Annotated in this window: 19 protein-coding genes; 17 read left to right on the top strand and 2 right to left on the bottom strand. The window is 71.6% G+C overall.

The features are described from left to right. Window positions 1-253: 253 nt before the first annotated feature. The 4 genes from ACL02U_RS06330 to ACL02U_RS06315 all read left to right on the top strand — a co-directional run bounded on the left by ACL02U_RS06330 (window position 254) and on the right by ACL02U_RS06315 (window position 2,524). Window positions 254-661, top strand: a complete 408-nt coding sequence (locus ACL02U_RS06330) for a hypothetical protein (RefSeq protein ID WP_412789640.1) — start codon at window positions 254-256, stop codon at window positions 659-661. Window positions 662-978: 317 nt separating this feature from the next. Continuing rightward, entirely contained in the window at window positions 979-1,593 is a 615-nt protein-coding gene (locus ACL02U_RS06325) for a phage tail protein (protein WP_412789639.1), read from the top strand. Between the two features lie 176 nt (window positions 1,594-1,769). Beyond that, a complete protein-coding gene (locus ACL02U_RS06320; protein WP_412789638.1) occupies window positions 1,770-2,060 on the top strand; it encodes a hypothetical protein in 291 nt (96 codons plus the stop codon). Window positions 2,061-2,173: 113 nt separating this feature from the next. After that, window positions 2,174-2,524, top strand: a complete 351-nt coding sequence (locus ACL02U_RS06315; protein ID WP_412789637.1) for a hypothetical protein — start codon at window positions 2,174-2,176, stop codon at window positions 2,522-2,524. A 58-nt stretch (window positions 2,525-2,582) separates the two neighbouring features. Here the strand turns inward: ACL02U_RS06315 and ACL02U_RS06310 are convergent, their stop codons facing one another. Continuing rightward, complete coding sequence (locus ACL02U_RS06310) at window positions 2,583-3,869, bottom strand: hypothetical protein (protein WP_412789636.1); 1,287 nt, start codon at window positions 3,867-3,869, stop codon at window positions 2,583-2,585. Between the two features lie 358 nt (window positions 3,870-4,227). On the opposite strand from ACL02U_RS06310, the gene ACL02U_RS06305 reads away from it, so the two are divergent. The 13 genes from ACL02U_RS06305 to ACL02U_RS06245 all read left to right on the top strand — a co-directional run bounded on the left by ACL02U_RS06305 (window position 4,228) and on the right by ACL02U_RS06245 (window position 15,685). Continuing rightward, on the top strand, window positions 4,228-4,434 hold the full coding sequence (locus tag ACL02U_RS06305) for a hypothetical protein (RefSeq protein WP_412789635.1): 207 nt from the start codon (window positions 4,228-4,230) through the stop codon (window positions 4,432-4,434). 349 nt (window positions 4,435-4,783) lie between these two features. After that, the gene (locus tag ACL02U_RS06300; RefSeq protein ID WP_412789634.1) at window positions 4,784-5,539 is read left to right on the top strand and encodes a hypothetical protein; all 756 of its coding nucleotides are present in this window, start codon (window positions 4,784-4,786) and stop codon (window positions 5,537-5,539) included. A gap of 15 nt (window positions 5,540-5,554) precedes the next feature. Beyond that, window positions 5,555-6,757 carry a phage tail protein gene (locus tag ACL02U_RS06295; RefSeq protein ID WP_412789633.1) on the top strand — a complete coding sequence of 401 codons (1,203 nt, stop codon included), beginning with the start codon at window positions 5,555-5,557 and terminating at the stop codon, window positions 6,755-6,757. Continuing rightward, entirely contained in the window at window positions 6,754-8,082 is a 1,329-nt protein-coding gene (locus ACL02U_RS06290) for a tape-measure protein (RefSeq protein WP_412789632.1), read from the top strand. The genes ACL02U_RS06295 and ACL02U_RS06290 overlap by 4 nt, the downstream gene beginning before the upstream one ends. 31 nt (window positions 8,083-8,113) lie before the next feature. After that, window positions 8,114-9,022: a phage distal tail protein gene (locus ACL02U_RS06285; protein WP_412789631.1), complete on the top strand. Its 909-nt coding sequence runs from the start codon at window positions 8,114-8,116 to the stop codon at window positions 9,020-9,022. Between the two features lie 43 nt (window positions 9,023-9,065). Next, a complete protein-coding gene (locus tag ACL02U_RS06280; protein WP_412789630.1) occupies window positions 9,066-10,070 on the top strand; it encodes a hypothetical protein in 1,005 nt (334 codons plus the stop codon). Window positions 10,071-10,227: 157 nt separating this feature from the next. Further along, a complete protein-coding gene (locus tag ACL02U_RS06275; protein WP_412789629.1) occupies window positions 10,228-11,412 on the top strand; it encodes a hypothetical protein in 1,185 nt (394 codons plus the stop codon). A 296-nt stretch (window positions 11,413-11,708) separates the two neighbouring features. After that, window positions 11,709-12,818, top strand: a complete 1,110-nt coding sequence (locus ACL02U_RS06270; RefSeq protein WP_412789628.1) for a hypothetical protein — start codon at window positions 11,709-11,711, stop codon at window positions 12,816-12,818. After that, window positions 12,818-13,537, top strand: coding sequence for a hypothetical protein (locus ACL02U_RS06265; protein WP_412789627.1), 720 nt, complete (start codon window positions 12,818-12,820; stop codon window positions 13,535-13,537). Before ACL02U_RS06270 ends, ACL02U_RS06265 begins: the two co-directional genes overlap by 1 nt. Window positions 13,538-13,702: 165 nt before the next feature. Beyond that, entirely contained in the window at window positions 13,703-14,083 is a 381-nt protein-coding gene (locus tag ACL02U_RS06260; protein ID WP_412789626.1) for an ATP-binding protein, read from the top strand. A 134-nt stretch (window positions 14,084-14,217) separates the two neighbouring features. Further along, window positions 14,218-15,144 carry an N-acetylmuramoyl-L-alanine amidase gene (locus ACL02U_RS06255; RefSeq protein WP_412789625.1) on the top strand — a complete coding sequence of 309 codons (927 nt, stop codon included), beginning with the start codon at window positions 14,218-14,220 and terminating at the stop codon, window positions 15,142-15,144. A 2-nt stretch (window positions 15,145-15,146) separates the two neighbouring features. Next, window positions 15,147-15,422, top strand: coding sequence for a hypothetical protein (locus tag ACL02U_RS06250; protein WP_412789624.1), 276 nt, complete (start codon window positions 15,147-15,149; stop codon window positions 15,420-15,422). Beyond that, window positions 15,419-15,685: a hypothetical protein gene (locus tag ACL02U_RS06245; RefSeq protein WP_412789623.1), complete on the top strand. Its 267-nt coding sequence runs from the start codon at window positions 15,419-15,421 to the stop codon at window positions 15,683-15,685. The genes ACL02U_RS06250 and ACL02U_RS06245 overlap by 4 nt, the downstream gene beginning before the upstream one ends. A 279-nt stretch (window positions 15,686-15,964) precedes the next feature. On the opposite strand, the gene ACL02U_RS06240 is transcribed toward ACL02U_RS06245, so the two are convergent. Further along, window positions 15,965-19,879 carry a DNA-directed RNA polymerase subunit beta' gene (locus tag ACL02U_RS06240; RefSeq protein WP_412789622.1) on the bottom strand — a complete coding sequence of 1,305 codons (3,915 nt, stop codon included), beginning with the start codon at window positions 19,877-19,879 and terminating at the stop codon, window positions 15,965-15,967. Window positions 19,880-19,950: the final 71 nt, after the last annotated feature.

Genomic DNA, 19,950 nt, shown 5'->3' with positions numbered 1-19,950 from the left:
TGAACGGCGAACCGAACAGGACGACCTCCCTCCCGGTGGCCAGGCCCTCCCCAGGGCCTGGCCACCGCCGCGTTTCCCCCTCCCTCCCTCGTCCCGCACACCCCACCCCCCATTTAGTTGCGCGCGCGCACGCTCCATGTCACAGTTGGTGCAGCGGCGGAGCTGTGCCCGCAGCCCGGGCGGGGCTCCGCCGTCGGCCGTGGCGCGACCGACCGCCCCCACCCACCCGTCCACCTGACCGAGGTGACCCCGCATGACCACTCCGCCGAGCACCTTCCCCGATGTCGAGGCACTGGTCGTCGACATCCTTCAGGCCGCGCCCGCGCTCTCCACGACCACGGTCGCCGTCTCGGCGCCGTCCGGATTCGACGGCACCCAGCAGGCCGTACTGGTCAACCGGCGCGGCGGCGCCTGGACCGGCGACCTGCACGTCGACATGCCGCTGATCGAGCTGGAGGTCTACGGCCCCGACAAGCCGACGGCCCACAGCACGGCGAACGCGGCCCGGCAGGCGCTGCTCGCCGCGCTCGGGAACACGTACGGCGCGAACACCATCACCGACGTGGAGGAGAAGGACGGCCCGCGCTGGCTGCCCGACTACCTCTACAGCGCGGCGCAGCGCTACGTCAGCGTCACCCGGCTGTCCCTGACCGTCGGCTGACGATCCCGACTGCCCGCCTCGCGCCTCCTGCGCACTCCGCACTCCGCGCTCGGCGCTCGGCAACGCACCCGCGCACCCGCGCACCCGCGCACCCGCGCACCCGCGCACCCGCGCACCCGCGCACCCGCGCACCCGCGGCCAGGCTTCACGCTGCCGCCCACGAACGAGACCCCGTCAGCAGACGGGGTCTTTCTGTTCGGCCGCCGCCGGTGGCCGAACAGGCACCACCCGCACCACCCGCACCACCCGCGGCGCCGTGCGCGCCGCGGTCCCGCACCACTTCCCTCCCTCCCTACTCTCCACAGGAGCAGATCACCATGGCAGGAAACAACACCTCCGAGATCCGCGTCGCCGGCACCGGCCGCCTCTACGTCGCCGACGCCGACACCCCCGTCCCGACCACCTTCTCCGGCGACCCGGCCACGGACTGGGCCACCGGCTGGAAGGACCTCGGCTTCACCACCTCCGACGGCGTCGTCTTCTCCAAGAAGGACAAGGTGGAGCCGGTCGACTCGTGGCAGGCCGTCAGCCCGGTCCACTTCCTCTACTCGGACCGGGACCTGACGCTCAAGTTCCACCTGCTGCAGTTCAACGAGGACACGCTGCCGTTCTTCATGGGCGGTGGCGCGGTGAGCCAGCCGGACGCGGCCGGCAACCCGGACGTGTACCAGTACGACGTGCCGGACCGTGCGTTCCCGGACGTGCGCGCCCTCGGCCTGGAGTTCACCGACGTCCAGACGATCTCCGGCACCAGCACCCCGGTGACCTACCGGTTCCACATCGCTCGCGGCCAGGTCACCGCATCCGACGACATGAAGCTGGCCCGCAAGGCCGCGGCCCAGCTCGGTGTCACCTTCACCGCCATGTCGGCGGGCGACGGCAGCGCGCTGGCGAGCTTCGTCATGAAGGACAAGTCGTACGCCACGGCCTGACCCCCCTCCGGGGCGGGCCGGCACCTTCTCCTGCCGTCCCGCCCCTCCCCCCTGCCGGGTGGGCCGGAACGCCCGGCGTTCCGGCCCACCCGGCGCCGCACCACCGCACCACCGCACCACCGCACCACCGCACGACCCCTTTCGACCCGATCGACGATCGAGGAGTACGCATCACCATGGCCAGTTTCGACGTCAACGCCGCCCGCGCCCAGCGCCTGGAAGCCCTCGGCCGCACCTGGTCCTTCGACCTGGACGGCGAGACCTACACCCTTCCCACCGAGCTCACCCGGGCCACCGCCAAGGAGCTGCGGCGGCTCGACGACAGCGACGTGGACGGCCTGCTGCGGCTCCTCATGGGGGAGAAGCAGTTCGCGCGCTTCGAGCAGCACGACAGCACCATGCAGGACATCGCCGCGATCCTGGAGGCCTACGGCAAGGAGACGGGGCTGGGCCTGGGGGAAGACTGAGCCTCGTCGAGTTCGTCGACGAACACGCCGAGGCACTCGAAGTCGACCTGCTCCGCCACTACGGCACGGACCTGCTGGACTGGCACCGCGGCCGGCTCTCCTCGCGCCGGCTGATGGTGCTGCTCAAGCGCCTGCCGCGGGACAGCGAGGTCAACCGCGAGCTCTACGGGGAGGCGAACGACTGGTCGGTGACGGACCATCTCCTCGCCGCGGCCGTCGACCATCTGGCTGCGGCGAACTGGATGTTCGCCTGCGTCAACACCGGCGAGGACGACGAGCCGCCGGAGCCGCCGGAGCCGGTGCCGCGGCCGGGCGAGGGCCCGGAAGCGGGCGACGACGGAGACGGCGGCGCCTCCGGCGGGCTCCGGCCGGGCGGCGGGGCCCAGGCGGGGCGCGGCGCGGCCTCCGGAACGGCATCGGAGGGCTCGCCCGGACCGGACGAGTTGCGCCGCTTCTTCGCCTGACCGGCCGCGCGCAGTGCCGGGTACCCGCCGCGCGCGGTGCCGGGTACCGGCCGCAGGCTCAGGCGCCGGCGTCCGGAGAAGGCCGGCCGCCGGCCCGCTCCTCCAACTCCTCGGCGAGTGCCCGGGCCCGGATGGACAACCGCTCGTCGTCGCGTGCGTCATCGCGTACGTCGTCGCGTGCGTCGTCCGGCCGCCCGTCCACCTCGGCGGGGTGGGGCGGACGCGCGCGGTCGGGCCCGGGGCCGGGCTGGAAGGGGACGGTGCTCAGGGGCGGTACGACGGGACGGCCGTTGCGGCGGGCCACCTTGCGGACGACGCGGGTGGCCCGGCGCCCGCGTCCGTCCCGGGGACCGCCGGGCACCGGGTCCGGCACCGGCTCCGCGTCCCCAACTCGCCCCGGGTCCCGGTCCGGGACCGGGTCCTGAGGGGCCGGTCGATCCATGGCGGCGGTTCCGGTACGGCCGCCGGGCGGCACCCGGGACCCCCGCGTCCCGGGAGCCGCGTCCGGGGCGGCGTCCCGCCCCTCGGCCGTTCGGTCGAGGACGGCACCGCGGTCCCCGTCCGCTCGGCCCCGGCCCGCTCGTTCGCCGCCGGTTCGCCTCTCGCCACCGAGGTCGGCCTCGGCTCGGTCGGTGACCGCCCGCTGGGCACCGACCCGGCCCACCGCCGACCGCTCGGGGCTCGCAGGGTGCGCGGCGCCCCGGTCCGACTCACCATGCTCCGCAACGCCCTGGCCCCTACCGCCGGGGTCCACGGGGTTCCTGTACGCGGCACCTGCGGCTCCTCCGCCGGAGCCGTCCGCCGGGCCGCCGGACCCGGGGCGGCCGTGCTGCCGCGGAACGGAGCCGCCGGAACCGTCGGACTCGCCCGGCGCTCGTACCGGATCGGCGGGGCCTTCGCGTCCGGGCCCTTCCTGCTCACGCCGTACGCGCTCCTCCGCCTCCACCACCGTGGCCGGGGGCTGCAGCAGACGGGCGAGCGGGAGCGGGATGACGTCGGCCTCGCCGTCCGTCGCCGGGTTCGGCGGCGACGCCGCGGTGCCGGTGGACCCGCGCCCGCGCCGGCCGATCACCTGACCCCGGGCGTACGCCTCGGCGATACGGCGTTCGTACTCGCGGCGGATGGTGGGGAGATCGCTGCGCATGGCCTCGGCCCAGCCGCCGGCGAAGGAGGCCATCTCACGCCGGTCGACCTCGGAGCGGGGCATGACGACGAGTTCCCGAGCGTCGTGGCCCGCGCGGTGCACCAACTCCGCTATCCGGGCGTAGAGGTGGGGCAAGTCAGCGGCGGGTTCCAGCCAGTCGACCACTCGGCTGTCCCGTCCGTCACCCGATTCCCTGTCCATGTGCCAGTACTGCCTTCCCACCCCGGACTCCCCTGACATTCCAGACATCCTGGCGTGTGGATGGCCTCCGCCCTGCATGCCGACAGTCCCTCAGGGTGCCCCGGGTGACGGCGACTTCGCGGGACGGGAAGCAGGGAAACACCTTACCTCCCCAGGTGAGACGCGACGATCAAGGCCTCGATGGATGGAATCCGGCCAGCACCGAGCCTTCAGGCCCACGCCGGGGCATGTCCCTTCGGCACATACGCCACTCCGTTCGGTAAGCTATCGAACTCCAGTTCGAGTGAGCGCTCGGGAGGCCACCCCCGCACCCGCACCGGCCCCTCACTCAGTGGCACGACCCGGAAGGCAGGGCACCATGACGCAGCAGGCCAGGGACAGCCGCCCGCACATCCCCCTCCACGACCGCCTCAACCAGCTCCTGGACATCCCCGGCCCCCGCAGCAAAAAGGCCCTGCTGGACGATCTCCGCGCCGAGGTGGCCTCCGCGGAGACCCGCGCCTACGTGGCGGGTTGGCAGGACGCCCTGGCGGAACTGGGCCGCCGCACGGGCCGGGACGCCTGACCGGACCACCCGCACCCGACGGTCGCGGGCGCGGCGCCCGACCCCGGCGTCACGCCCACGACCGGCCGACGGATCGAGCAGGGCGTCGCCCCCGCACGCCACCCACGCCGGTGCGCAGTCCGCAGTCCACGCCCCGGTGCAGCACCCCTCCGAGCCCCCGGGGCCGTCAAGGCGCCGCTTCCGCCCTACACGCTCCGGCGACACCGACCGTCGGCCGAGCCACCTCCGAGACGGAACCACTGGCGAAGACCCGGCCCGCTCCGTCACGCGCTCTCACCCGCACCGGAAGTCGCGTGCCGCCGGACCACCCGGATTCCACACATTGCAGCACACCGGAGGAGGAAACAAATTGCCTAACCAGATGACACCACCGGACGTTGCCGGCAAGGACGGCACCACTCCAACTATGCTGGCACTGAAGACCATCGAAAAAGATGTCTCACATCTCAAAGAGAAGTTGAACGTCACGACCCAGTGGTATGGCGGACTGGCCCGCATGTTCACCGGATCCGCCTCGGCATTCAATATCGCCTCACTGACCGGCGCGACCGGCGTCGACTTCACCGCGATCACCCTGGCCAAACTTGGCATGCCTTCCCTGTTCGACTTCAGCAAAGTCATAGAGGAAAAACTGCTGCGGGACAAGATGGGCCTTGTACGCAGCAAATGGGGCTTCCTCTCACGCGAGACGCGAGAACAGATCGACGTGCGGACGTACGCAGAGCGACTACCGGCCGACATGAGGGATGTGCAGCAACGCCTCGGCCAAGTGGAAGCCCGCGCAGGAAGGGCCGAGGAGGCGGTCGGCACGCTCAGTCGTGGACATCAGGCCTTCGCCCAACGGGTGGTACCGCGCGTTGAAAACGTCGAGAAAGCGGTCGGCAGACTCGCCCGTGGGCACCAGACCATCGCCTCGGCCGGCGCACGCGACGCGGGGCGCCGCAGCCAGACCGCAGCCTCCAATGCTGCAGCTCACCCGCGGAACCACCCGTCGGCATACCTCGGCCGCCGCTACGCCGACGAGATGAGAACCACGGCCGAAAACCTGGCGAGAGTCCGCGACGAAGCGGCCCGACTGGCGAACGAACTCAGTTCCGGCAGTTGATCAGGAGTCACTCACATGTCCCTCGTACATGCACTCAAGAAGACGTCGGATTCCCTCAGAACCTTCAAGACCCGCTCCGAGAACGCCTCCCGCGAGATCCAGAAACTCGGCGTCCGGGCCAAGTCGGGGGAATCCGGACTCAAGAAGATCAAGTCCTCCGCCCATTCCTCCACCCGCGAGCTGAAGAACCTCAAGACCGCCTCCGACCACGCCGAGAAGTCCATGACCCGGGCCGGGAAGACCGGCAAACGCAGCGGCAGGCTGCTGGGAGGCTTCAAGTCCGGTGCGGAGAAGGCCGCCAAGGGCCAGGACAAGCTGAACAAGTCGATGAAGGGCAATCTGCTGTCCCGCCTGCTCGGGCTGCTCATGCCGCTCGTCCAGAAGATCGTCGACATGGCGACGCATTCCAAGGCCATGCAGCGGATCATGAAGAAGGCCTTCGCCGTCATCAAGGTGGTCATCGGCAAGGCGATGAAGGTCATCGGACCGCTGATGAAGAAGGCCGGCGTCCTCTTCAAGAAGGTCTGGGGCAGGATCCGCAAGGTCGTCACGGTCGTCGTGAAGGCCGTGGCCAAGGTGGTCAAGAAGTACTTCACCATCTGGAAGAAGATCATCACCACGGTCATGCGGGCCGTGAAGAAGGTCATCTCCGGTGCCTGGCACGGCATCAAGGCCGTCATCGGGCCGGTCATCGGATGGATCAAGTCCGCGGTCCCGCGGGCCTTCAAGGCAGTCCGGGACAAGATGTCGCACCTGTGGGGCGGCCTGAAGCACATCGCCTCCAGCGCCTTCGGCAAGGTCAAGAGCGCCGTCAAGACACCGATCAACGGGGTCATCCGGCTGATCAACTCCATGATCGGCCATCTCAACGGCATCAGCGTGCACATCCCCGGCTGGGTTCCCGGGGTCGGCGGCAAGACCTTCGGGGTCAGCCTGCCGCGGATCCCGTACCTGGCGACCGGCGGTGTCGTCGCACCCCGCTCCGGCGGCGTGCCCGCCATCCTGGCGGAGGCCGGAGAGGCGGAAGCGGTGCTGCCGCTGTCGAAGCTGGACCGGCTGCTCACTCGCACCGCGATCCAGGCCCGGCTGGCCGGCGCCGGAGTCACCGGGGCCGGTGACGGCGCCGCACTCCGCATCGACAACTTCTACGCCGCCGCGGACAGCGACCCCCAGCACATCGCCGACGCGCTGACGTACCTGGCGAAGGCCCGCGGATGAGCGCCGCGTCCGCCGCCGCGCCCGGCCCGGCCATGGACCCGCTCGCCGGGGTCGCCCCCGCCCTGCTCCGGTTCCGCTCCCGGGCCGGCGGCGCGCACTCGGCCGTCCGCAGGGCCGCCGCCGCCATCCGCGACGCCGCCGGCCGCACCGACAGACTGCCCTCCGGCGCCGACCGGGCCGGTACCGCGGTACGCGACCTGCAGGACCGGAGCCGGGCGGCCACCCGCGCCGCCACCGGGATCGGCCGCTCGGCCCGCACCGCCGGCACCCGCCTGAAGAGCATCGGCGCGGCCGCCAGGAGGGCGCACCGCGTGCTCGCCAGGTTCAAGACCGGCCTCGGTGGTGTCCTCGGGCTGCTGATCGGGCTGGTCACCCTGGCCGGGCCCGCCGAGAAGCTGCTCGACACCTTCGGCACCGTGTCCGAGGTCGCCGGCGTCGTCATGACCGCCGTGAACACCGCGATGCGGGCCAACCCGATGGGGTTCCTGCTGTCCGTGGTGACGCCGCTGGTGACCTATCTGATCGAGCTGGCCGTCAACTCGAAGGCCGGCCAGCGCATCATCAAGCAGGTCTTCGACCGCGCGGTGAAGCTGATGTTGGCGGTCTGGAAGTTCATGGGCCCCGTGCTCACCGCCGTCGGCACTGTCGTGGCGAGGTACTTCACCGCCTACCTCACCGTGATCAGCACCGTGCTGAAGGTGCTCAACGTCGTCGTCGGCGGCGGGTTCCGGCACCTGCACGGCGCGGTCTCGCACCCGGTCCGCAAGCTCCGAGGCATCGCCCGCGGCGCTCTGCACGGGGTGCGGGACGCGGTCCGGCCCGTCCTGCGGTGGATCACCGGAACTCTGCCCAAGGCGTTCGGCCGGGTCAAGTCCGCGCTCTCGCACTCCCTCGACGGCATCGGATCCTTCCTCACCTCCGGCCTGCAGGCCGTGCTCAGCGTCGTCAAGGGGCCGGTCAACGGGCTGATCGCGTTCGCCAACTGGGTGATCGACAAGCTCAACGGGCTCAGCTTCAGCATCCTCGGCCACAAGTTCGGCGTGCACCTGCACAAGCTGCCGATGCTCGCCGAGGGCGGTGTCGCGCTGCCCGGGCCCGGCGGGCGCGCGGGCAGCATCCGCCCCCTGTCCGACCTGGACCCCGCCCGGCGGGCGGCCCGGAACCGGCCGGTCGCGGCCCCGCCGCTCGGCGCCGGGCCCCACCGGATCGCGGAGTTCCGCGAAGACCACGGCGCCGACGCCTGGTCCACCGCCGAGGACCTGCTGTTCCTGGCCTCCGCCCACGCGCACCAGCCCGCCGCCGCGCACACCCTGACACCCCTGTGAGGGTGCCCACCCGAAAGTGAGGTGCCGGCCCATGGCCGAGACCACCACCTACACCGCCGACCTCGCACCCGGCTCACTCATCACCCAGGACGGGCAGATGCAGTGGGCCGGGCTTCTTCTCGGCCCCGGCACGCCCTACGCCGTGGACCGCACCGGCCTGACCGGCTGGGAGGACCTGCCCGCCTTCGACAGCTCCGACGCCGACCGGCCGACCTCGCACGGCGCCTGGCCCGGAGCCCGCTACGCCAAGCCCCGCAAGGTGGGCGGCACGCTGCGGCTGCTTCCCGCGCAGTCGAGCGACGCCCTGGAGACCGCGAAGGCACTGCGGCAGGCGTTCGCCCTGCGCGACGAGGAGCGCTGGCTCGCCGTCCGGCTGCACGGCGAGACGCTCGCCGTGCGCGCCCGGGTCAGCCGTCGCGTCGTACCGGCCGACCGGCAGTACGCCACCCAGGGCTCGGCCAAGGCGTCCGTGCAGTGGCTGGCCACCGACCCCCGCCGCTACCGGATGACCCAGGCGACCGCGACGACCGGAGCGCCGCAGCCCGAGAGCGGCCTGACCTGGCCACTGGCGTGGCCGCTGGACTTCGGCACGGCCGCCGTCACCGGTGACGTCGTCGCCGACAACGACGGCTCGGCGCCCACCCACCCGGTGATCACGTTCCGCGGGCCGTGCGCCACGCCGTCGGTGTTCGAGCACACCGGGGGCCGGCGGCTGCGCTACGACATCACCCTGGCCGACACCGACGAGCTGACCGTCGACACCTCCGCGGGCACGGTCACCCTCAACGGCTCCGCGTCCCGCCGCAACACCGCCACGGCGGACTCCGGACCGGAGGAACTCTTCTCCTTCGAACCGGGCCGCGCACAGCTCTCCTTCCGCCCCGACACCTCCGGTAGCGGCGCCGAGATGTCGGTGACCTGGCGCAGCGCCGACTGGTGACCGACTGCCCTTCCATCATTCCCGACAACCTGGGAGTCCGTTCATGAACGTGCAGTCCGGCTGGCTGCTGCCCACCGGTCAGACCCGCGCCGACACCCGCCTCACCGCACTCGGCGCCACCACCCCCGCCGACCCCGTCACCGTCCACTCCGGCATCCTCCCCGGCTCCTACGACGGCACCTTCACCGTCTCCGGCTTCTGGCTCCAGGGACTCTCCGCCATGACCGGACGCGTCTCCGAAGGCCGCGCCGTCATCCAGGGCACCATCACCCAGGGCGCCTACCCCCTGGCCATGCCCACCTCCACCGACCTCACCTTCACCGACGGCGACCCCCAGTACGACCGCATCGACCTCGTCGTCCTCCGCGTCTACGACAACGCCTACGACGGATCCGGCCGCACCGAAACCACCTGCGAAATCATCGAAGGCACCCCCGCAGCCACCCCCACCGCACCCGCCACACCCGACCTCGCCCTCCCCCTCTACCAGGTCACCGTCCCCGCCACCGCAAGCGCCGGAAACGGCGGCATCCCCTGGACCACCGCCCTCACCGACCAACGCACCACCACCGTCGCCATCGGCGGCATCCTCCCCGCCTACGGCACCACCGCGAACGGCGCCTACCTCGGCCAGTACCGCGACCTCAACGGCACCCTCCAACGCTGGGACGGCACCACCTGGCAGGACTACCAGCCGCCGGTCGAGGTCGAGAGCACATCCTCGGGGGCGGTTGCCGCGTCCGGATTCTCGGTGTTGTCCTTCTACGCCCGCCGCACCCACGGCGTGTGCACCTTCGCCCTGTACCTGCTCCGCTCGGGCGCCGACATCACTTCGAACAGCGCCGGCAACATCACCGACCTGCCCGTGGGAACGCTGCCCAGCGGCTGGACGCCTCCCTTCGACATCGAGTGCGTGGCCTCCGACGGCTTCGCAAGCGGCGCCTGCCGGATCACCGCCAGCGGGGACCTGCTGCTGCGCACCTGGTCCGGCAACGCGGTACTGGCCACCGGCCACAACCTGCGCGTCGCCGGCACGTACGTCATGTAGCGGGACGCCTCCGGCGGTGCGACGCCGGTTCCCCGCGCGCAGCGAACACGCGACCGCACGCCCGCCCGCCGCATGCCCTTCGCGGCGGGCGGGCCGCGTTCCCGCATCCCTCGGCGGCCCCGCGCCGCCCCTTCCCCGATCGACGAGGAGTCCGTTCATGAACGTGCAGTCCGGCTGGCTGCTGCCCACGGGTCAGACCCGCGCCGACACCCGCCTCACCGCACTCGGCGCCACCACCCCCGCCGACCCCGTCACCGTCCACTCCGGCATCCTCCCCGGCTCCTACGACGGCACCTTCACCGTCTCCGGCTTCTGGCTCCAGGGAATCTCCGCCATGACCGGACGCGTCTCCGAAGGCCGCGCCGTCATCCAGGGCACCATCACCCAGGGCGCCTACCCCCTGGCCATGCCCACCTCCACCGACCTCACCTTCACCGACGGCGACCCCCAGTACGACCGCATCGACCTCGTCGTCCTCCGCGTCTACGACAACGCCTACGACGGATCCGGCCGCACCGAAACCACCTGCGAAATCATCGAAGGCACCCCCGCAGCCACCCCCACCGCACCCGCCACACCCGACCTCGCCCTCCCCCTCTACCAGGTCACCGTCCCCGCCACCGCAAGCGCCGGAAACGGCGGCATCCCCTGGACCACCGCCCTCACCGACCAACGCACCACCACCGTCGCCATCGGCGGCATCCTCCCCGCCTACGGCACCACCGCGAACGGCGCCTACCTCGGCCAGTACCGCGACCTCAACGGCACCCTCCAACGCTGGGACGGCACCACCTGGCAGGACTACCCCCAAGCCCTCGGCGGCATCGCCCCCGCCGGCCACCTCACCACCCCCTCCTACACCGGCCAGTACCGCGACAACGGCACCACCCTCCAACGCTGGGACGGCACGGCCTGGAACTCCCCGGTTCCCGGGCCGGTGTTCGCGAGCACCACCGACGCGGGGAACACCAGTTCCACGACGTACACCGCCACGCTCGGCGACACCCCGGCGGGCTCCACGCTGGGCCTCACCTTCGTCGCCCCGCCGTCCGGCACCGTCCTGGTGAGCACCGGCAGCCGGATGAAGACCAGCGCGGACGCCGGGGCCTACGGCTACATCTGCCCGGAGATCAAGGAGGGTGGCACGGTGGTGAAGGCCGCCGCCGACCGTGAGGCCGCCGTGTCCTCCAGCGACGCCTCCACGTCCGTCGCCACCACCTACCCGCTCGGCTCGCTCACCCCGGGCGTCACCTACACGGTCACCGTCTTCTACCGCAGCGCGCTGTCCACCGTGAACTGCTGGTTCGACAACCGCTACGTGCGGATCGACCCCGTGCTGTGAGTCCTACGCCCGGGAGCCGTCCGCCCGGGGTTCCGGGCCTGCTCCCAGGCACGTCTCCGGCACCGACCGATCACCGAGGACACCGATGAGGAGACCGATGAGCAGACCGATGAGGACACGATCGTGAAGACCACCGCCGGTTGGCCGTCCGCCGCCGGCCGGTACCGCACCGGCGCGCACGTCGCCGCACTCGGGGCGCCCGCGACCGCCCTTGCCGCCGGCGTCCGGGGCCACGGCCCGAGGAGCTCGGCGTCCGGCCACACCATCCGAGGCACCGCAACCTACGAGGCAGCCGTATGACCCCGACCACCACCCCGTACCGCGCGATCTTCTGCGACCTGATCACCGACCGCACCATCGACATCCTGCCGCTCGGCGGGGTCTCCCTCGACGACTACATCGGCAAGGCCGGCTCGCTGTCCGGCTCGATCCCGGTGCCGGACGCCGAACTGGCCGCCCGGGTCCGCCGCATCGAGGAGGGACGCACCTCCGTCTACCTCGAACGCGGCGGCGACCTGTGGTGGGGCGGCATCATCTGGACCAGCACCCTCAAGAGCAGCGACAAGGGCACGGTCAGCCTGGACGTGCAGGCGGCCACCTTCGACTCGTACGCCGGCCGGCGCCGGATCCGCGAGGACCTGTCGTACTCCTCGACCGACCAGCTGGAGCTGGCCCGCGAGCTGTGGCGGCACCTCCAGGCCGCGCCGGGCGGCGACATCGGCGTCACCTTCGGCACCGAAGCCTCCGGTGTGCTGCGCGACGCCTCCTGGCGGGACGGCGACGAGGCCCTGTACTCGGAGGCGCTGGAGCAGCTCGCCGCGCTGGAGGACGGCTTCGAGCACCACATCTCGGTGTACCGGGACCCGGCGACGGGCGGGCGGGTGCGGCGGCTGCAGCTCGGCAGCCCGCGGCTCGGCTCGTCCTCCGCCGACCTCGTCCTGGACCGGCCGGGCAGCGTGCTGTCGTACTCGTTCCCGCGCGACGCCACCCGGGGCGGCACCACCGCCCGGGCCCGCGGCGCCTCCGTCAACTCCAACCAGGCCGAGGAGTCCCGCCCGCTGTACTCCAGCGAGATCGTCGCCCAGGACCTGATCGACGCCGGCTTCCCGCGCATCGACCTGTCCTCCGACCACAACTCCGTCGGCGATCCCGCGGTGCTCGACTCGCTGGCCACCGCCGAACTGCAGCAGGCCCGCGGCGCGGTGGTGATCCCGGCGCTCACCGTCCGGCTGGACGACCTGGTGCCGCCGGCGCTGCTCGGGCGCACCGCCCGGGTCCGGATCACCGACGAGTGGTTCCGCGAGGGGCTGGACGCCCACTACCGCATCGTCGGTTTCCGCATCACCCCGGCGGAGCGGGGCCGCCCCGACACCGCCGAGCTCTACCTGGAGGAGGCTGCTTCCTGATGCCGCTGCTGCCCGAGGACATCATCGACCGCTTCATCGCCCTGGAACGCCGCATCCACCAGCTCTCCACGGCGGTCAACACCCGGCCCGCGCTCAACCGGATCACCGGCGGCTCGGTGGAGATCACCGACGGCGGTTCGCTGGACGTGCGCACCGGGGACGGCCAGAACGAGCTCATGCACGTCGGCTCCTGGAGCGACGGCGAGTACGGCTTCAGCCTGCGCCGGCAGACCGGCGAACTCGCCATCAGCGCCTACAACGGGGACGGCTCCACCACCTCGGTGCAGCCGGTCCGGATCCACGACGCCCACGGGCACGAGATCGTCTCCGACGACATCCTGACCGGCGGGCTGGCCCGCCCCTGGCTGGCGATGCTGCCGCCGCAGGACACCTCCACCACCCGCTGGCCGCAGACCACGTCCTCCTCGTGGACCACCGTGGCGCGCTCCTTCAACCCGGTGTGGCAGCCGAAGTTCCGGCTGTACCTGTACACGGCGGCCTCGTCCGGCGCCACCGGGCAGGTGCGGGTCCTGGTCAACGGCAGCCAGTGGGGCGGCACCGTCGCCGCGGGCTCGACGTTCGACCACACCGACGCGGTCTCCGGCGACTTCGACTCCGTGTTCAGCGGGCTGGTGAAGGTGGAGGTGCAGTGCCAGGTGACCAGCACCTCCGGCACGGTCTACGCCCAGCCGGTGATCATGTACGGCACCCAGTCGTAGGTACCCCCGCACGCCCCGGGAGCCGGCGTACCCCGTCCGGGCCGCCGGCTCCCGCGTACCGCGTGCCTCCCGCGTACTGCTTGCCCCCCGCGTACCGCGTGCCTCCCGCAACTCCCCCCTTCTCGCTCTCCCGCCTCCCCCGACCTCAGCGTTCCGGAGTCCGCCATGAACATCGACACCACCCAGCCCTGGGGCATCGCGATCGACTACGCCGGTCGCGCCACCGTCACCGAGGACGGCCACACCATCGCCGTCCGGGTGCACGACAACTCGCTCAGCGACACCGTCGAGCCGGACCCGCTCACCGGCGCCTACCCGCCGGTCCACGTCACGGCGTGGTTCACCGAGAGCGACGCCGCCGGCTCCGAACTGCGCGGCTACGGGGAGGTCGTGGTGAACGCGTCCGGCACCGACCCCGTCGTGCCGGACCAGAACGCCGCGGCCTCCGCGGTCGCCGCCGCCCGCGCCGACTTCGAGAGCCGCCGCGCCGCCTACGCCGCCCTGTGCGCGGCCTGGGACCCCGCCGCCGTACCGCCCGTCGCCTGAGCGGGGACCGCGGCCGCGCCCCACCGCCGCCCCCCCCTTCCCCCACCACCGCTCCCTCTCGCCCCACCCCCGCCCCACCCCGCCCCGGGCCGCCGACGCGGCCCGGGGCTTTCGCACATCTGGAGGAACAGGCCATGGCCCACCCCCTGTCCGCCGACGCCCTCGTCTCCGCGCTGCGCGCCGAGGGCGTCACCGTCGTGGAACACGACGGCTGGCGCACCCACAACCGCAACCACAAGGGCCCCTGGGGCCCGGTCAACGGCGTGGTCGTGCACCACACCGTCACCTCCGGCACCACGGGCTCCGTCGAGCTCTGCTACCACGGCTACGCCGGTCTGCCCGGCCCGCTCTGCCACGGCGTCATCGCCAAGGACGGCACCGTCCACCTGGTAGGGCACGGCCGCGCCAACCACGCCGGGCGCGGCGACGGCGAGGTGCTGCGCGCGGTGATCGCCGAGTCGGCTCCGCTGCCCGCGCCGCACGCGAACGACACCGACGGCAACACCCGCTTCTACGGGTTCGAGTGCGTCAACCTCGGCGACGGCAAGGACCCCTGGCCCGAGGCGCAGCTCGACGCGATCGCCCGGGTGTCCGCCGCGATCTGCCGGGCGCACGGCTGGACCGGCCGCTCCGTCATCGGCCACAAGGAGTGGACCGACACCAAGATCGACCCGCGCGGCTTCGGGATGGACGCGATGCGGGCCCGCGTCGACGCCCGCCTCGGCGCCCCGGCGGTGGGGCGGTCCGCCCCGGCTTCCGGCGCGCCGCACCGCCGCCCGGTGGTCGACCTGTCCCGGCTGGTCGCCGCGGCCCGCAGCAACCCTCCCGCGCCGGGCACCCCGGTGACGTACGGCGGGGTGCGCAGCGTCGAGCGGGCCCTGGTCGCCGAGGGGCTGCTGGCCCGGCGCTACGACGACGGCCACTTCGGCACCGCGACCGTCGCCGCGTACGCGGCCTGGCAGCGGCGCTGCGGCTACCGCGGACGGGACGCCGACGGCATTCCGGGGGCGGCGAGCCTGCGCCGCCTCGGCGCGCGGCACGGCTTCGACGTGGAGGCGTGACGATGAGCGACGCCAACCGCCGTGCCCTGCGCACCCTCGTCCAGACCACCCTCGCCCTGGCGGCGCTGCTGCCGACGATCGTGGACACCGCGGGGCTGCCCCGCACCCTGCCGTACCTCGGCGGATGCCTCGCCGTGGCGGCGGGCCTGTCCCGGGTGATGTCCCTGCCGTCCGTGCAGCGCCTGCTGCCTGGCTGGCTGCGCGCCGACGCGGCACCGAACGGGGACTCCGCGCTGCTGTCGCTGGCCTCGGCGGAAGCGGAACGGGAGGAGGGGTGAACGAACCGCACCCGCTGTCCGACCCGACCGCGGTGGCCGTGGAGCTGGAGCGGCTGCGCGGCACCGTGGAGGCCGGGTTCGCCCGGGTGGACGGGTCGCTCGCGCTGCTGGTGCAGCGCAGCGACCAGACCGACAAGCAGCTCGCCGACCACGAGCAGCGGCTGGACGCCCTGGAGCGCTCCCGGTGGCCGCTGGCCAGTATCGGCGCGCTGGCGGCCGTGGCGACGGTGGCGGTGACGGTCTGGGAGGTCGCCGTGCGCTGAACGGGCCGCGCCGCCCGCTCCGCGCCCGCCCGGCGCCACGCCGGGCGCCACGCCGGGCGTCCACCCGGCGCCCGCCCCGCCGTCGCCCTCGGCCGCCGTCCGCGGACACTCCGTCCCCGGACACACTGTCCGCGGACACGCCGTCCGCGGACACGCCGTCCGCGGACACGCCGGAGGGCGGCCACCCCTGACCGGGGTGGCCGCCCTCCGTACCGCCTGCGGCAGCCCTACCGCGTGTACCGGCGGTACTGCCGATACCGCGCGGAGGCTGCTTCCCGCCTACTGGTTGTACGGACCGTAGTCGTAGTCCTCCAGCGGGACGGCCTGGCCGGAGCCGGTGCCGAACGGCGAGTAGTCGATGTCGTCGTAGCCGACGGCCGAGTACATCGCGGCCTTGGCCTCCTCGGTCGGCTCGACCCGGATGTTGCGGTAGCGGGACAGGCCCGTACCGGCCGGGATGAGCTTACCGATGATGACGTTCTCCTTGAGGCCGATGAGGCTGTCGGACTTGGCGTTGATCGCCGCGTCCGTCAGGACTCGGGTCGTCTCCTGGAAGGAGGCGGCCGACAGCCAGGACTCCGTCGCCAGCGAGGCCTTGGTGATACCCATCAGCTGCGGACGGCCGGAGGCCGGGTGGCCGCCTTCCTGCACCACGCGACGGTTCTCGCCCTCGAACTTCGACCGCTCGACCAGCTCGCCGGGCAGCAGCTCGGCGTCGCCGGACTCGATGATCGTCACGCGGCGCAGCATCTGCCGGATGATGATCTCGATGTGCTTGTCGTGGATCGACACGCCCTGCGAGTTGTACACCTTCTGGACCTCGCCGACCAGGTGGACCTGGACGGCGCGCTGACCCAGGATGCGCAGCACGTCGTGCGGGTTGGTGGCACCCACGGTGAGCTTCTGGCCCACGTCGACGTGCTCGCCCTCGCTGACCAGGAGCCGGGCACGCTTCGAGATCGGGAACGGCGTCTCGTCGCTGCCGTCGTCCGGGGTGACGACGATCTTCTTGGTCTTCTCGGTCTCCTCGATCCGCACCCGGCCGGCGGCCTCGGAGATCGGGGCGACACCCTTCGGGGTACGGGCCTCGAAGAGCTCGACGACACGCGGCAGACCCTGGGTGATGTCGTCACCGGCCACACCACCGGTGTGGAAGGTACGCATCGTCAGCTGGGTACCGGGCTCACCGATGGACTGGGCGGCGATGATGCCGACCGCCTCGCCGATGTCGACGAGCTTGCCGGTGGCCAGCGAACGGCCGTAGCACATCGCGCAGGTACCCACCGCGGACTCGCAGGTCAGGACCGAACGGGTCTTGACCTCGTCGACGCCGTGGCGGACGAGCTCCTCGATGAGCACGTCGCCCAGGTCGGTGCCGGCCGGGGCCAGCACCTTGCCGTCGACCACGATGTCCTCGGCGAGGCAGCGCGCGTACACGGACGTCTCGACGTCCTCGGTCTTGCGCAGCGAGCCGTCGGCACCGCGGTCGGCGATCCGCAGGCGCAGGCCGCGGTCGGTGCCGCAGTCCTCCTCGCGGATGATGACGTCCTGGGAGACGTCGACCAGACGACGGGTGAGGTAACCCGAGTCGGCGGTACGCAGGGCGGTGTCCGCCAGACCCTTACGGGCACCGTGCGTGGAGATGAAGTACTCCAGCACCGAGAAGCCCTCCCTCAGCGACGACTTGATCGGCCGCGGGATGGTCTCGTTCTTGGCGTTGGACACCAGACCGCGCATACCGGCGATCTGACGCATCTGCATCAGGTTTCCTCGCGCACCGGAGTCCACCATCATGAAGATCGGGTTGGTCTTCGGGAAGTTCGCGGTCATGGCGTCCGCGACCTCGTTGGAGGCCTTGGTCCAGATCGCGATCAGTTCCTGGGTGCGCTCGTCCTTGGTGATCAGACCGCGCTCGTACTGCTTCTGCACCTTCTCGTCGCGCGCCTCGTAGTCGGCGACGATCTGGTACTTCGCCTGCGGCACGACCACGTCGGAGATGGCGATGGTGACACCGGAGCGGGTGGCCCAGTGGTAGCCGGCCGCCTTCAGGTTGTCGAGCGTCGCCGCCACGATGACCTTCGGGTAGCGCTCCGCGAGGTCGTTGACGATCTGCGAGAGCTGCTTCTTGCCGACCTCGTAGTCGACGAACGGGTAGTCCTCGGGCAGCAGCTCGTTGAAGAGGGCACGACCCAGCGTGGTCTTCTGCACGAAGGTGTCGCCCTGCTGCCACTCCCGCTCGCCGGCGAGCTCCTCGCCCTCCTCGCGCACCGGGGGCGTCCAGCCGCGCGGCGGGATGGTGCCCACCGGGAAGCGGATGTTGATCGGCGCCTGGAGGGAGAGTTCACCGGCGTCGAAGGCCATGATGGCCTCCGCGGTGGACGCGAAGGAGCGGCCCTCGCCCTTGACGTCGCGGCCTTCCTTGTCCGTGGTGAGGAAGAACAGGCCCAGCACCATGTCCTGGGTCGGCATCGTCACCGGACGGCCGTCGGCCGGCTTGAGGATGTTGTTCGAGGACAGCATCAGGATGCGGGCCTCGGCCTGCGCCTCCGCGGACAGCGGCAGGTGCACGGCCATCTGGTCGCCGTCGAAGTCCGCGTTGAACGCGGTGCAGACGAGCGGGTGGATCTGGATGGCCTTGCCCTCGACCAGCTGCGGCTCGAAGGCCTGGATGCCGAGTCGGTGCAGGGTGGGCGCACGGTTCAGCAGCACCGGGTGCTCGGCGATGACCTCTTCGAGGACGTCGTACACCACGGTGCGGCCGCGCTCGACCATCCGCTTGGCCGACTTGATGTTCTGCGCGTGGTTCAGGTCGACCAGGCGCTTCATCACGAACGGCTTGAACAGCTCCAGCGCCATCGCCTTCGGCAGACCGCACTGGTGCAGTTTGAGCTGCGGGCCGACGACGATCACGGAACGCGCCGAGTAGTCGACGCGCTTGCCGAGCAGGTTCTGGCGGAACCGGCCCTGCTTGCCCTTGAGCATGTCGGACAGCGACTTCAGCGGGCGGTTGCCCGGGCCGGTGACCGGGCGGCCGCGGCGGCCGTTGTCGAACAGCGCGTCGACGGCCTCCTGCAGCATGCGCTTCTCGTTGTTCACGATGATCTCGGGCGCGCCGAGGTCGAGAAGCCGCTTCAGGCGGTTGTTGCGGTTGATGACGCGGCGGTACAGGTCGTTCAGGTCGGAGGTCGCGAAGCGGCCACCGTCCAGCTGCACCATCGGACGCAGGTCCGGCGGGATGACCGGCACGCAGTCGAGGACCATGCCCTTGGGGCTGTTCGACGTCTGCAGGAACGCGGAGACGACCTTCAGGCGCTTCAGCGCGCGGGTCTTCTTCTGGCCCTTGCCGGTGCGGATGATCTCGCGGAGCTTCTCCGCCTCCTCGTCCAGGTCGAAGGACTCCAGGCGCTTCTGCAGCGCCGCGGCACCCATCGAGCCGTCGAAGTACGTGCCGAAGCGGTCACGCAGCTCGCGGTAGAGGAGCTCGTCGCCCTCCAGGTCCTGGACCTTGAGGTTCTTGAAGCGGGCCCACACCTCGTCGAGGCGGTCGATCTCGCGCTGCGCGCGGTCGCGGAGCTGCTTCATCTCGCGCTCCGCGCCCTCGCGCACCTTGCGGCGCACGTCGGCCTTGGCGCCCTCGGCCTCCAGCTCGGCCAGGTCGGTCTCGAGCTTCTTGGCGCGGGCCTCCAGGTCGGAGTCGCGGCGGTTCTCGATCTGCTGCCGCTCGACGGAGACGTGCGCCTCCAGGGAGGGCAGGTCGCGGGTGCGGCGCTCCTCGTCCACGTACGTGATCATGTACGCGGCGAAGTAGATGACCTTCTCCAGGTCCTTCGGCGCCAGGTCGAGCAGGTAGCCCAGGCGCGACGGGACGCCCTTGAAGTACCAGATGTGCGTCACGGGCGCGGCGAGCTCGATGTGGCCCATCCGCTCACGGCGCACCTTGGCGCGGGTGACCTCGACGCCGCAGCGCTCGCAGATGATGCCCTTGAAGCGGACGCGCTTGTACTTGCCGCAGTAGCACTCCCAGTCCCGGGTCGGACCGAAGATCTTCTCGCAGAAGAGTCCGTCCTTCTCGGGCTTGAGGGTGCGGTAGTTGATGGTCTCGGGCTTCTTGACCTCGCCGTGGCTCCACTGACGGATGTCGTCAGCGGTGGCCAGGCCGATCCGGAGCTCGTCGAAGAAGTTGACGTCGAGCACTATGCGTCAATCCCTCTCAGGGTCGAAAGTCTGTGGTCTGAAACGGGGGCCTGGGGGTCGGCGGGGGCCTC

This window comes from Streptomyces sp. MS06 (genome assembly GCF_047200655.1).
Taxonomy (GTDB): domain Bacteria; phylum Actinomycetota; class Actinomycetes; order Streptomycetales; family Streptomycetaceae; genus Streptomyces.
The sequence above is the reverse complement of the archived record's forward strand: the minus strand, read 5'-3'. Positions and strand labels throughout refer to the sequence as shown.

Bases quoted from the DNA above. Each gene is read 5' to 3' on its own strand.
- ACL02U_RS06330 (WP_412789640.1), top strand. From the start codon at position 254: ATGACCACTCCGCCGAGCACCTTCCCCGATGTCGAGGCACTGGTCGTC.
- ACL02U_RS06265 (WP_412789627.1), top strand. From the start codon at position 12,818: ATGCCGCTGCTGCCCGAGGACATCATCGACCGCTTCATCGCCCTGGAA.
- ACL02U_RS06270 (WP_412789628.1), top strand. From the start codon at position 11,709: ATGACCCCGACCACCACCCCGTACCGCGCGATCTTCTGCGACCTGATC.
- ACL02U_RS06320 (WP_412789638.1), top strand. From the start codon at position 1,770: ATGGCCAGTTTCGACGTCAACGCCGCCCGCGCCCAGCGCCTGGAAGCC.
- ACL02U_RS06250 (WP_412789624.1), top strand. From the start codon at position 15,147: ATGAGCGACGCCAACCGCCGTGCCCTGCGCACCCTCGTCCAGACCACC.
- ACL02U_RS06290 (WP_412789632.1), top strand. From the start codon at position 6,754: ATGAGCGCCGCGTCCGCCGCCGCGCCCGGCCCGGCCATGGACCCGCTC.
- ACL02U_RS06285 (WP_412789631.1), top strand. From the start codon at position 8,114: ATGGCCGAGACCACCACCTACACCGCCGACCTCGCACCCGGCTCACTC.
- ACL02U_RS06280 (WP_412789630.1), top strand. From the start codon at position 9,066: ATGAACGTGCAGTCCGGCTGGCTGCTGCCCACCGGTCAGACCCGCGCC.
- ACL02U_RS06310 (WP_412789636.1), bottom strand. From the start codon at position 3,869: ATGGACAGGGAATCGGGTGACGGACGGGACAGCCGAGTGGTCGACTGG.
- ACL02U_RS06260 (WP_412789626.1), top strand. From the start codon at position 13,703: ATGAACATCGACACCACCCAGCCCTGGGGCATCGCGATCGACTACGCC.
- ACL02U_RS06275 (WP_412789629.1), top strand. From the start codon at position 10,228: ATGAACGTGCAGTCCGGCTGGCTGCTGCCCACGGGTCAGACCCGCGCC.
- ACL02U_RS06305 (WP_412789635.1), top strand. From the start codon at position 4,228: ATGACGCAGCAGGCCAGGGACAGCCGCCCGCACATCCCCCTCCACGAC.
- ACL02U_RS06295 (WP_412789633.1), top strand. From the start codon at position 5,555: ATGTCCCTCGTACATGCACTCAAGAAGACGTCGGATTCCCTCAGAACC.
- ACL02U_RS06315 (WP_412789637.1), top strand. From the start codon at position 2,174: ATGGTGCTGCTCAAGCGCCTGCCGCGGGACAGCGAGGTCAACCGCGAG.
- ACL02U_RS06255 (WP_412789625.1), top strand. From the start codon at position 14,218: ATGGCCCACCCCCTGTCCGCCGACGCCCTCGTCTCCGCGCTGCGCGCC.
- ACL02U_RS06325 (WP_412789639.1), top strand. From the start codon at position 979: ATGGCAGGAAACAACACCTCCGAGATCCGCGTCGCCGGCACCGGCCGC.